Origin of the sequence: Agreia sp. Leaf335, from assembly GCF_001423605.1 — a bacterium.
GTDB lineage: Bacteria > Actinomycetota > Actinomycetes > Actinomycetales > Microbacteriaceae > Agreia.
Map to the genome: position 1 here is coordinate 184376 of NZ_LMOQ01000003.1, position 11937 is coordinate 196312.

At 65.5% G+C, this 11937-nt stretch carries 12 protein-coding genes; 6 read left to right on the forward strand and 6 right to left on the reverse strand.

Features of this window, described 5'->3' with window-relative positions; translation table 11 throughout:
- Positions 1 to 84 precede the first annotated feature (84 nt).
- Together ASF79_RS11205 and ASF79_RS11210 are read left to right on the forward strand one after the other, a co-directional pair.
- Positions 85 to 969: an ABC transporter ATP-binding protein gene (locus ASF79_RS11205; protein ID WP_055855050.1), complete on the forward strand. Its 885-nt coding sequence runs from the start codon at positions 85 to 87 to the stop codon at positions 967 to 969.
- Between the two features lie 2 nt (positions 970 to 971).
- Entirely contained in the window at positions 972 to 2063 is a 1092-nt protein-coding gene (locus ASF79_RS11210; RefSeq protein WP_442853864.1) for an ABC transporter permease, read from the forward strand.
- Here the strand turns inward: ASF79_RS11210 and ASF79_RS11215 are convergent.
- From ASF79_RS11215 to ASF79_RS11235, 5 genes are all read right to left on the reverse strand, one after another.
- On the reverse strand, positions 2060 to 3265 hold the full coding sequence (locus ASF79_RS11215; protein ID WP_055855053.1) for an ADP-dependent glucokinase/phosphofructokinase: 1206 nt from the start codon (positions 3263 to 3265) through the stop codon (positions 2060 to 2062). The genes ASF79_RS11210 and ASF79_RS11215 overlap by 4 nt on opposite strands.
- Before the next feature lie 40 nt (positions 3266 to 3305).
- On the reverse strand, positions 3306 to 4166 hold the full coding sequence (locus tag ASF79_RS11220; RefSeq protein WP_055779214.1) for a ketose-bisphosphate aldolase: 861 nt from the start codon (positions 4164 to 4166) through the stop codon (positions 3306 to 3308).
- A gap of 49 nt (positions 4167 to 4215) precedes the next feature.
- Entirely contained in the window at positions 4216 to 5133 is a 918-nt protein-coding gene (locus ASF79_RS11225) for a carbohydrate ABC transporter permease (RefSeq protein ID WP_082495853.1), read from the reverse strand.
- A 1-nt stretch (position 5134) separates the two neighbouring features.
- The gene (locus ASF79_RS11230; protein ID WP_235480555.1) at positions 5135 to 6070 is read right to left on the reverse strand and encodes a carbohydrate ABC transporter permease; all 936 of its coding nucleotides are present in this window, start codon (positions 6068 to 6070) and stop codon (positions 5135 to 5137) included.
- 101 nt (positions 6071 to 6171) lie between these two features.
- On the reverse strand, positions 6172 to 7461 hold the full coding sequence (locus ASF79_RS11235; RefSeq protein WP_055779211.1) for an ABC transporter substrate-binding protein: 1290 nt from the start codon (positions 7459 to 7461) through the stop codon (positions 6172 to 6174).
- Positions 7462 to 7664: 203 nt separating this feature from the next.
- On the opposite strand from ASF79_RS11235, the gene ASF79_RS11240 reads away from it, so the two are divergent.
- The 3 genes from ASF79_RS11240 to bla all read left to right on the forward strand — a co-directional run bounded on the left by ASF79_RS11240 (position 7665) and on the right by bla (position 9928).
- On the forward strand, positions 7665 to 8510 hold the full coding sequence (locus ASF79_RS11240; protein WP_055779914.1) for a DeoR/GlpR family DNA-binding transcription regulator: 846 nt from the start codon (positions 7665 to 7667) through the stop codon (positions 8508 to 8510).
- A 4-nt stretch (positions 8511 to 8514) separates the two neighbouring features.
- Positions 8515 to 8922, forward strand: a complete 408-nt coding sequence (locus ASF79_RS11245) for a nitroreductase/quinone reductase family protein (protein WP_055855055.1) — start codon at positions 8515 to 8517, stop codon at positions 8920 to 8922.
- A 61-nt stretch (positions 8923 to 8983) separates the two neighbouring features.
- Positions 8984 to 9928, forward strand: coding sequence for a class A beta-lactamase (bla, locus tag ASF79_RS11250; protein WP_200933572.1), 945 nt, complete (start codon positions 8984 to 8986; stop codon positions 9926 to 9928).
- A 6-nt stretch (positions 9929 to 9934) separates the two neighbouring features.
- On the opposite strand, the gene ASF79_RS11255 is transcribed toward bla, so the two are convergent.
- Positions 9935 to 10603, reverse strand: coding sequence for a histidine phosphatase family protein (locus tag ASF79_RS11255; RefSeq protein ID WP_235500743.1), 669 nt, complete (start codon positions 10601 to 10603; stop codon positions 9935 to 9937).
- Positions 10604 to 10658: 55 nt separating this feature from the next.
- Here ASF79_RS11255 and fdhA point away from each other — a divergent pair, with 55 nt between their 5' ends.
- Positions 10659 to 11870 (forward strand): formaldehyde dehydrogenase, glutathione-independent, encoded by a 1212-nt coding sequence (gene fdhA / locus ASF79_RS11260; protein WP_055779203.1) that lies wholly within the window; start codon positions 10659 to 10661, stop codon positions 11868 to 11870.
- Positions 11871 to 11937 lie beyond the last annotated feature (67 nt).

The following is an 11937-nucleotide window of genomic DNA, read 5'->3' on the forward strand; positions in this document are numbered from 1 at the left end:
GAGGCGCGAGCACGCGCGCCCGCCTCGCGGGGGATGTGGCCTCGCCGACGCCTGAATAGCGTGGAGGCGACGGAAGGATCCTCCATGCTGCAGATCGACGGTGTCACCAAACGATACGGCGACCGCACCGCCCTCGACGAGGTGAGCTTCGAGGTGGGCGACGGCCGACTCACGGGCTTCGTGGGCGGCAACGGGGCCGGCAAGACCACGACCATGCGCATCATCCTGGGCGTACTCAGCGCCGACTCGGGAGTCGTTCGCCTGGGCGGCTCGGTTCTGGGGCCGGCCGATCGCCGCCGCTTCGGATACATGCCCGAGGAGCGCGGGCTCTACGCCAAGATGAAGGTCGCCGAACAGCTCGTCTACCTGGCCCGCCTGCACGGCGTCTCTCGGCGCGACGCCGAGGCGAGCACCACCGATCTGCTCGAACGGCTCGAACTGGCCGAGCGCCGCGACGACACCGTCGAGAGCCTGTCGCTCGGAAACCAGCAGCGTGCGCAGATCGCCGCCGCGCTCGTGCACTCGCCCGAGGTACTCATCCTCGACGAGCCCTTCTCCGGTCTCGACCCGATGGCCGTCGAGACGGTGCTCGGCGTGCTGCACGACGTCGCGAAGCAGGGCGCGCCCGTGCTGTTCTCGTCTCATCAGCTCGACGTCGTCGAGCGGCTCTGCGACGACGTGGTCGTGATCGCGAACGGCCGCATCAGGGCGAGTGGATCGAAGCAGAAGCTGCACGACGACAACGCGGTGCGTCAGTTCGAGCTGCTCGTCGCATCCGACGCCGCGTGGGTGCGCGAGATGCCGGGTGTCACCGTTCTCGACTTCGACGGCGGCTACGCGCTCTTCGAGGCCGACGACGACGAGGTCGCGCAGGGAGTGCTGCGGCGGGCGCTGCAGCTGGGCCCGGTCGCGAGCTTCGCGCCGAGACATCGATCGCTCACCGAGATCTTCAGGGAGGTCGTGAAGTGACCATCGCCGACACGAGAGCCAACACCTTCGCTCAGAGCGCCGCGCTCGTCGCCGACCGCGAGGTGCGGATGCGCCTGCGCAGCAAGGCCTTCATCATCTCGTCCGTGATCCTGCTGCTCGCGGTCATCGCCTCGATCGTCGCCGGCAGCATCTTCGGCGCATCGGCCTCGAACGAGACGACCCGCGTGGCCGTGGTCGGCGACTCCCGACCGTTCGCGCAGGTGCCGTCGCTCGAGATCACGGAGGCTGGCAGCGTCGCCGACGCCGAGCAGCTCCTGCGCGACGGGGATGTCGCCGCCGCGATCGTTCCGGGCGACGGGCCCACGGGCATCCGGGTTCTGGCCCTCGACGAGGCGCCCGGCGACCTCGTTCAACTGCTCAGCGCAAGCCCCGAGGTCACGCTGCTCGAGCCTGCCGACCAGAACTCCGGGCTCGCCTACCTCGTGGGGCTCGGCTTCGGAATCGTGTTCTTCATGGCCGCGACCCTGTTCGGAACGACCATCGCGCAGAGCGTCGTCGAAGAGAAGTCGACCCGGGTGGTCGAGATCCTGATGTCGGCCATCTCGGCTCGCGCGCTGCTGGCGGGCAAAGTGATCGGCAACACGATCCTCGCGTTCGGTCAGATCGTGCTGATCGCCGCGGCGGCCATCGTGGGGCTGATGGTCACCGGGCAGGATGCGCTGCTCGGCGACCTGGGGTCGGCGATCGTCTGGTTCGTGGTGTTCTTCGCCGTGGGCTTCGTGCTGCTGGCCGCGATGTTCGCGTCGGCCGCGGCGCTGGTCTCGCGTCAGGAGGACATCGGATCGGTGACCACACCGGTGATGATGCTCGTGATGATCCCGTACTTCTTGATCGTTTTCGCGTGGGACAACGATCTGGTGCTCACGATCATGTCGTACGTGCCGTTCTCGGCCCCGATCGGCATGCCCATGCGCATCTATCTGGGAACGGCCGAGTGGTGGGAGCCGCTGCTGTCGCTCGTGGTCATTCTCGCGACGACCGTGCTGGTCGTGCTCTTCGGATCGAAGATCTACGCCAACTCGCTGCTGCGCACGGGTGCGCGCGTGAAGGTGCTCGAGGCGCTGCGCGGCTAGGTGCTGCGGGGCTGGGCGCGGCGGGCGATCGCCGCGATGAAGCCACCGACGAACGTGTCGCCCAGGCCGATGGTGGTGGGCCGCGCGACCGTGAGTAGAAAAGCCGGCACACAGCAGACCTCGGCTCCGAGCCGGGCCCGGATGCCGAGGGCGAAGTCGGCGCCCAACGGATTGACCGGCAGGAGTCCCGTCTGCTCGTAGTTGCGCTCGGTGAAGCCGTCGCCGCGCACATAGCGTGTGCTGGCCATCTGGATCGCACCGCGAAGCGCATCCTCGTAGTCGGCGGCGCGCTCGCCCAGCGCGAGCGACCAGAACTTCGTGTGCACGACCAGCACAGCGGCGGGAATGAGCTCACGGAGTTCGCCGAGCGCCGCAGCCATCACGTCGACGTCGAGCAGGTCGAGAGGCCTGCCGACATAGGCCTGCATCTCGTCTTCGTTCATGCTGTAGACGTCGATGCGATCGAGCAGGGCCTCGCGCACATGACGACTGAGCGCGGGCACGTGGAAGCCGGAGTCTTCGTAGAACACCAGCGCGTCGGCCGGCAGCCGGGTCAAGTGTCGACGCATGTCGTCGAGCCGCCGCACCAGCGACTCCTCGCTCTGCATGCTGTTGAACCCCGAGATCATGAACAGCTCGGCCCGTTCGAGGCTCGCCCCGAGATCGGCGCTGAGCACGAGCTCGGCATTCGGAGGATCGTTGGCGAAGATCACGCGGTTCGCGTGGGGTGAGCGGAGTTCGAGCTCGCCGATGCGCACGCGGCTGCCCTCGACGAACTGCACGATGAGGTGGGGGTCGAGCGTGTCGCGCTCGGCGCTCGAGATGTATGCCGAACCGCGGGGGAGGAGTCTGCGCACGTTGTCGTCGATGCTGACGAGGTGCAGCGTGCACGTGACTCCCACGGCCTCCATCGCGTAGGCCGCCCGCACGCCCGTTCCGCCGAGGGTGATGCGTTTGTCGAAACGGGCGGCGAACTGCTCGACGATGCGGGAGTAGGAGACGAATCTCTCTCCTCCCGCACCGTCTTTCACGAATGCCAGCAGGGCGATCACCAGATCGCGTTCGCTGCGGATCGCGATGAGGCGAGAGAGCTCGGAGGGCTGGATGGCGTACTCGATGACCAGGTCGTCGATCACCCGAGAGTCCCAGACGATCTCGTAGTCCACGGTTCCGCCGAGGCCCAGTACGAGCTTCTCATTCATCGTGTCGTCGCATTCCTTGGCTGACGGGTGGGGTCGTCGATCAGTACAGTGTGGCCTTTCCGGCCGCGCCGAACAGATCGATCTTCTGGGCGGCCGTCTCTTTCATGGCGGCGATCGACGGGGGCTGAATGGTGTTCGGCTCGCGCACGCTCGCGTCGGCCAGCACCTCGCGCATCTTGTTGTGGTAACTCGCCTTGATGTCGGATGAGATGTTGATCTTGTTGACTCCGAGCTTCACGGACTCGCCGATCTCGTTGTCGGGGTTGTTCGATCCGCCGTGCAGAACGAGGGGGATGTTGACCTTCGCCTTGATGCGCTTGAGCAGCTCGAGCTTGAGTTCGGGCTTCATGCTCGCGGGGTAGATGCCGTGGCTGGTGCCGATGGCGATGGCCAGGCTGTCGACTCCGGTGGCCTCGACGAACGTCACGGCCTCGTCGGGCTCGGTGTAGATGATGGATGCGGCCCCGTCTTCGGCCTCGTTGTCTGTCTTGCCGATGGTGCCGAGCTCTCCCTCGACCGAGACCCCCACGGCGTGTGCGGTGTCGACGACCCGCTTCGTGATGGCGATGTTCTCGTCGAACGGCAGCATCGAGCCGTCGATCATCACCGAGGTGAAGCCGCTCTGGATCGCGAGCAGCACCTGCTCGTAGCTCGCGCCGTGGTCGAGGTGGATGGTCACCGGAACGCTCGAGCGGTTCGCCCGAGCGATGATCGCGTGCAGCACGTCGGTGCCGATGTGGCTCAACTCGTCGGGGTGGATGGCGATGAGCAGCGGCGACTGCTTCTCTTCGCTGATCTCGAAGAGGCCGTTCATCATGGCGTAGTCGCTGACGTTGAAGGCCGGCACCGCGAAGTTGTTCGCGTTGGCCACGTCGAGAAGGTCTTTTCCGGAAACGAGCATTATGGGTTTTCTCCTTGTGTTGTGGTGCGGAAGGTCGGAAAGAAGGGGGTCAACTCTTGACGGCGCCGGCGGTCATGCCGCCGATGAAGTAGCGCTGGAAGAAGAGGAAGAGGATGAGCACGGGGATGCAGCCGAGGATGCTCATCGCCATCATTTCGTTCCACTCGTAGGAGTTCTGGCCCATGAGCAGCTGGATGCCGATGGGCACCGTGCGCATGTCCTCCGTGCGGGTGAGCGTGAGGGCGAAGAGATACTCGTTCCACGCGATCATGAACGTGTAGACACCGACAGAGACGATGCCGGGAATCGAGATCGGCACGAGAATGCGCCAGAGCACGGTGAGCGGTCCGGCCCCGTCCATGCGGGCCGCCTCGTCGAGCTCCTTCGGCAGCGTGTTGAAGTAGCCGGTCATCATGATGATCGCGTACGGGAGCGTGAACACCAGATAAGTGAGGATCAGGCCCTGATAGGTGTTGTAGAGACCGAGCACCACCATGAGGCCGAAAAACGGGATCAGCAGAGTGATGGGCGGAACAGCCTGGATGCTCACGATGATCATGTTGATCGGGCGCTTGCCCTTGAACTCGTAGCGGCTGAACGCGTACGAGGCGAGGATGGCCACGAGCAGGGTGAGTGCCGTGACGGCCAGCGACACGACGTAGCTGTTGATGAAGAAGCGCACCTTCGTGGGATCGGTGAGGATCGTGATGTACGCGTCGAACGAGAAATTCGAGGTGATCAGCTGCGGCGGATAGGCGAAGATCTCAGTGTTCGGTTTGAACGAGCTCGAGGCCATCCAGATGATCGGGAAGGCGGCGAACGCCGCGCCGGTCAGCAGCAGCAGGATGATGACGACTTTCGCGAGTCGATCCTTCGGCCGGCGCCGCGGCTTCTGCGCGGGCGAGCGTCGTGCGCCATCCGGTGCCGTTCGAACGGCGGGGCTCTGTTTCTGGGCGAATGTCGTCATGTCAGTCACGCGCTTTCTGGTGACGCACGTAGAAGAACGCGAGCACCATGGTGAGGAGAAGGATGAGCACGGCGCTCGCGGAGGCGACGGAGAACTCGTAGCGGCTGAAGGCGAGCTTGTAGGTGTAGGTGCTGAGCATCTCCGTGACGTTCACGGGGCCTCCGCCGGTGGTCATCCAGATGAGGGCGAACTGCTGCGAGGTCCAGATGATGTCGAGCACGCTCATGCTGATGATGATCGGTTTGAGCTGCGGCAGGGTCACGTTCCAGAAACGCTGAAATGCGGATGCGCCGTCGACCCGGGCCGCCTCGTACAGATCGGCGGGCACGCCCTGCAGACCGGCCAGCAGAGTGACCATGTAGAACGAGTAGCCGGCCCAGATGTTGATGAACGTCACGGCGAGCAGCGCTGTGTCGGGAGACGACAGCCACTCGATGCCCTTGTCGGTCAGGCCGAGCGAGATGAGGATGTAGTTGACGACCCCATTCGGGTTCAGCATCAGGCGCCAGAGCACCGCGATGATGGCCACCGTGAACAGCCACGGCAAGATGTAGACGACTCGGAAGAGCGCCTTCGTGACGTTGCCGACGAGCGGCGAGTTCAGCAGCATGGCGAAGCCGAGACCCAGCAGCAGGTGCGCTGCGACGCTGACCAGCGTGAAGAAGAGGGTGTTGCCGGTCGCGGTGCGGAAGACAGGGTCGCTCAGCACCTCGACGTAGTTGTCGATACCGACGAACACCGGGTTCTTGTTCGTGATCACGTTGTCCATGAACGAGTACCCGATGACCATGATCACCGGAATGAGCATGAGCACGAGCATCACGATGACGGTCGGCGAGAGGAATGCGTAGGGGGTCAGCTTGCGTGCGGTGGGGGCCCACCCGGAGGTGCGGCTCTTCGTGCTGCCCGGTCTGACGACGGTGTTGGTCGAGGCCACTGCAGAAGCCTTTCTGTGAGGGGTGGCCGCGCCGCGGGGTCTCTCTCAGAGAGGGTCCGCGGCGCGGCCGTCAATCGACGGGTGGTTGTGGAGCGGGGAGGCTAGAACTCCCCGACCCACGCATCCTGAGCCTTCTTGAGGCCATCGTCGACCGACTCGTCTCCCTGCAGAATCGCCTGCAGCTGCTCGTCGAAGAGACGCATCAGCTGCTCCGCGACGGGCAGTCCGACGAACTCGTTGGCGGGCTTGCCCTCGGAGTAGATGTCGAAGGCCTGCTTGAACAGCGGGTCGCTCGAGGTGAAGTCGGGCACGCTCTTCGTGTTGCCGGGGAAGGCGTTCGCGAGGGTCGACAGCTCGGAGTTCGTCTTCTCGTTCATGAGGAACTGCACGAGCTTCCACGACTCCGCCGGGTGCTTGCTGCTGGCGGACACGCCCACACCCCACGACGCGTAGGGGATGCCGCGTTCGCCGGTGAAGCCGTCTTTCGCGGGAATGGCGGAGATGCTGAACTTGAGGTCGGGGTTCGACGTGCGGATCAGGTCGATGTGCGACAGGGAGTCGATCATCATGCCGACGCGACCGTTGGTGAACTCCTCGACCTTGTCCTGTTCCTTCATCGTGGCCGATCCGGGTGCGATGACTCCGGCGTCGTTCAGATCCTTGATGTACTTCACGGCTCCGGTGACGTCTTTGTTGGTCACGTCGGGCTTGCCGTCGTCCAGCATGGTTCCGCCCGACGACCAGACCCACGACATCACGTCGTTCTGGATGCCGTTGGGCGCCTCGCTCGAGAGCGGCAAGACCCATCCGCTCGTGTTGTCGCCGAGCGCCGTCACGGCTTTCGCGGCGGTCTCGAATTCGGTGCGGGTCGACGGTGGCGTGGTGATGCCGGCCTTCGCCAGCAGATCGTCGTTCGTGAAGAGCGGGTAGACGAAGTTGACCACCGGGATCATCTGGGTCTTGCCGTCGACCTTGATGGTGCTGGCGAGTTCGCTGTCGTCGTACTTGGCGTCTTTCATCAGGGTGCTGAGGTCGGCGAGTGCGCCCTGCTTGGCGAAGTCGCTGACCCATGCGCCGTCGAGGCCGACGACGTCGGACATCGTGCCCGCCGCCGCACCGGCGAAGAGCTGTTCTTTCGTCGAGGCATAGGGGCCGCTGAGGAGCTTGACCTTGATGCCGGGGTTCTCCGACTCGAAGGTGTCCATCAGCGTGCGCAGCGCGCCGTCGGGCAGCTCGGGTTCCCACCACTGGGCGAGCTCGATGGTGACATCGCCGCCGGAGGTGGAGGCGTCGCTTCCGGCGCCGGACGAGCAGCCGGTGATGAGGGTGAGGGCCGCGGCGGCGGCCACGGCTGTGGTGACGCCTCTTCTAAAACGAGCTTCTTTGCTCATGTCTCTCCTATGAGATGCGGGATCGTGCTGTTGAGTGCGCTTTTGTGCGCCTTATCGTTGTGACAGTAGTCCTCTGCTGGGTTTAACGCAAGTAACCGCATTTGATTGCGTTCTTGTGCGGGATTCTGATAGCGCTAAGCACAAATGTCTCGCCGTCGGGCAGCGGCTTGCAGATTTCTGCGGTGTTCTGCTACAAATCAGACGTGGCCGACTCCTCCTATTCCCCAGACGGCGACGATCAACCTCTTCGGCTGCCGGCCGGACGCAAGGCGGATCTTGCCGCGTACGTCACCGAGGTGGGCGAGGTCACGGTGTCTGCGTTGGCCTCCCGATTCGGCGTCTCGGCCGATACGATCCGGAGAGATCTCGATCAGCTCGACGCCGACGGATTTCTCGTGCGAACGCACGGCGGGGCCGTGAGTATCGCGGTGATGCCGTCGACCGAGAAGAAGCTCGATGTGCGGCTTCGGCTGCAACGGTCGGCGAAGGAGAAGATCGGAGCCGTGGCCGCCGGTCTCGTCGAGAACGGCTCGGTCGTCATGATCAACGCCGGAACGACGACGCTCTCGGTGGTGAGGCATCTCGAAGACCACCGCGAGCTGACGATCGCGACCAACAATCTGCGTATTCCGACCGAGATCTCTCCCAAGGTGTGCCGAGACCTCTATGTGTTCGGCGGAGCAGTGAGGCTGAGCGGGCAGGCCACGATCGGCCCGATCGGGTTCCAGTTCTCGGATTCGGGGAACGACCTCGACCTGCACTGCGATCTCGCCCTCATCTCGGTGGGCGCGGTGTCTGCCGAGAGCGGATTCTCCACGAGCAATCTGGCCGAGGCCCTCATGATGAGCGAGATGATCTCCCGCGCCACGAAGGTCGCCATCCTCGCCGACTCCACCAAGTTCGATCGTCGACTCTTCGCGCAGGTGGCCGATCTGGCCAGCGTCGACTATCTGGTCACCGACGCCGCCCCGCCGGCGGGGCTCGGCGAGGCGCTTCGCGAGAACGGCGTCGAGGTGCTTCTGCCACCGTCGCTCTCTGTCGCAGAATAGGAGCATGAGCAGCTTCAACGACCAGATCATCGAGGAGTTCCGCGCCAACGGCGGCCACGTCGAGACCGCCGGGTTCGGCGACAAGCTGATCTTGCTGCACACGCGGGGTGCGCGTACCGGCGAGGAGAGAGTGGTGCCGACGATGGCACTCCGCGACGAGGACTCCTGGCTCATCTACGCCTCGAAGGCCGGCGCGCCCGACAATCCGGCGTGGTACTTCAATCTGGTCCACGATCCCGACCTCACGATCGAGACCCCGCAGGGCGTGGTCGAGGTCACGGCTCGCGAGCTGCGCGGCGACGACCGCGACGCCGCGTGGGCTCAGGTCGTAGCCGCCGCTCCGGGGTTCGCCGACTATCAGGTGAAGGCGGGGTCGCGCCTCATTCCGGTGTTCAGGCTGACGCCTCGGTAGGTGCCGGGCGCAAGCCCCATGTGACAGCTCGCGGCAGGGCTGGCACACTCGACGAATGAGAATGAGCTCTCGCCTTGCGCGTCGCATCCGATCGGGTGGCCTTGTCGTCGCGGCTGGGGCGGCCGTTCTCGTTCTTCTGGGCGGGTGTGCGGCGCCGCAGGTTCCGGCCGCCCCGCAGACGACGTCGGCGCCCGCGGCCTCCCCGACTCCGACGGTTCCGAGTGACCCTGCCCCCGCTTTCGCGCAGCTCGAGCAGGAGTTCGATGCCCGCATCGGCGTCTACGCACTCGACCCGCAGACCCGAGCCGAGGTCGCGTACCGGGCCGACGAGAGGTTCGCGTATGCGTCGACATTCAAGGCGCTCGCGGCCGGCATCCTGCTGAAGACGGTGCCCGACGACGAGCTCGACGAGATCGTCAGCTATGACTCGAGCGAGCTGCTGCCCAATTCTCCTGTCACCGAAGAGAACGTCGCCGACGGCATGACGCTGCGCGCGGTGGCCGAGGCCGCCGTGCGGTTCAGCGATAACACCGCGGGCAACATCATGCTCGAGCGTCTGGGCGGGCCGGAGGGGTTCACCCAGGCTCTGCGCGAGCTCGGCGATACCACCACCAGCTCCGACCGCGTCGAGACGGAGCTCAACAGCGCCATTCCGGGAGATCTGCGGGACACGACCACCCCGCGCGCGTTCGCGCTCGATCTCGCGACGCTGCTCACCACCGATGCGTTGGGTGCGGCCCAGCAGGCGCAGCTCATCGATTGGATGACCGGCAATGCCACCGGTGCCGAGTTGATCACCGCGGGTCTCGACGCCGGGTGGGCGGTCGCCGACAAGTCGGGTGCCGGGGCGTACGGTACGCGCAACGACATCGCGGTCCTGTGGCCTCCGAGCGGTTCGCCGATCGTGCTCGTGGTGATGTCGAACCGACCCACCGAAGACGCCGACTACGACAACGCTCTGATCTCCCGCGCGGCCGAGGCTACCCTGGCCGGCCTGGGCTACTGACCGGGGCTACGCGACCGGCTCGCCCTGCCAGGTCTCGACGTGCCATCCGGCGGCGGGGCTGCCGGTCAGTACCACGATGCCCGTATTCTCCAGGCCGTGCGTCGAGGTGAAGTCCGGCCCGAGGTTGTCGGCCCGGCCGGCCACCCACACGCGGATGGCGGCGTCGTGGTCGACGATCGCGACCGTGTCGCCATCCGGCCGATCGCTCGACGGGGTCTGGTGCGCCTGCCAGATCTCGGCGATGCCACGGTCGAAGCGCTCGAAGAAGTGGTCGCCGCTGAAGCCGCCGGGAACGGCCGCCGTGAAGTCGCCCTGCGCCCAGACCCGGAACGGCTGCGCGTAAGCAGACATCGCCTCGAGGTCGGCGCGGTCTTCGAGGTCGCCCGCTTCGATCTCGTGGATGCCCTCGATCACCGAGACGGGCAGGCCCGTCGCGCGCGAGAGGGGCTCCGCCGTGAGTTGGGTTCGACGCAGGGTGGATGCGTACAGGCCGTCGAGACGCACGTCGCGCAGGGCGTCGGGCAGCGCTTCGGCCTGCTCGCGGCCGCGGGCGGTGAGGTCGGGGCCGGGCTGCGTCGTCGACAGGATGCCCGACTCGTTCGCAGTGGACTCGGCGTGCCGAATGAGGAGGATCCGAATCGAGGAGTTTCCTGCTGAATTCCATGTGTGCGACATAGACTCACCCTAGCGATGTCCCTCGTTTCGGGGCACACGATCAAAGGAGATCCGCATGGCATCAAACAGAGCAGTCGCATACAAAGGACCGGGCGAAGTCGAGGTCATCGACATCGACTATCCCGTCTTCGAACTGAAGGACGGCCCCGGGGTGAACCCCGCGAACGTCGGACGCAAGGTGCCTCACGGGGCGATCATCAGAACGATCGCCACCAACATCTGCGGCTCCGATCAGCACATGGTTCGAGGCCGCACGACCGCTCCCGTGAATCTCGTTCTCGGCCACGAGATCACCGGCGAGGTCGTCGAGGTCGGCCCCGGGGTCGAGTTCATCAAGGTCGGCGACATCGTGAGCGTCCCCTTCAACATCGCCTGCGGTCGCTGCCGCAACTGCAAGGAGCGCAAGACGGGCATCTGCCTCAATGTGAACCCCGACCGACCGGGCAGTGCCTACGGCTACGTCGACATGGGCGGATGGGTCGGCGGCCAGGCCGAGTTCGTCCTCGTTCCGTACGCCGACTGGAACCTGCTGAAGTTCCCCGATCGCGACCAGGCCCTCGAGAAGATCATGGATCTGACGATGCTGTCCGACATCTTCCCGACCGGATTCCATGGCGCGGTCACGGCCGGCGTCGGAGTGGGCTCGACCGTGTATGTCGCCGGTGCCGGACCCGTGGGCCTCGCGGCGGCGACGAGCGCGCTGCTTCTCGGAGCGGCGGCGGTGATCGTGGGCGACTTCAACGACGATCGCCTGGCGCAGGCGCGCAGCTTCGGATGCGAGACGGTCAACCTGGGTGCCGGCGAGCTCGTCGACCAGATCGAGCAGATCCTCGGCGTTCCCGAGGTCGACTGCGGCGTCGACGCCGTCGGCTTCGAGGCCAGAGGGCACGGCGGCGGTGAGGCTCCCGCGACGGTGCTGAACTCGCTGATGGATGTGACCGCGGCCGGAGGTGCGCTGGGTATTCCGGGGCTCTACGTCACGGGTGACCCGGGCGGGGTCGACGAGGCGGCGCAGAAGGGCTCGCTCAGCCTGAGCCTCGGCACCGGATGGGCCAAGTCGTTGTCGTTCACCACAGGACAGTGCCCGGTGATGAAGTACAACTACGGGCTCATGCAGGCGATCCTGCACGACCGCGTGCACATCGCCAAGAACGTCAACGCCAAGGCGATCACGCTCGACGACGCGCCTCGCGGTTACGCGGAGTTCGACGCGGGGGCGGCCACGAAGTACGTGCTCAACCCGAACGGCTACCTCGACGCGGCGTAGCTGAGGTGGGGCGGGAATAACCCCGCCCCACCCCACGTTCTCACTCACATATATGCAAACGCATAGA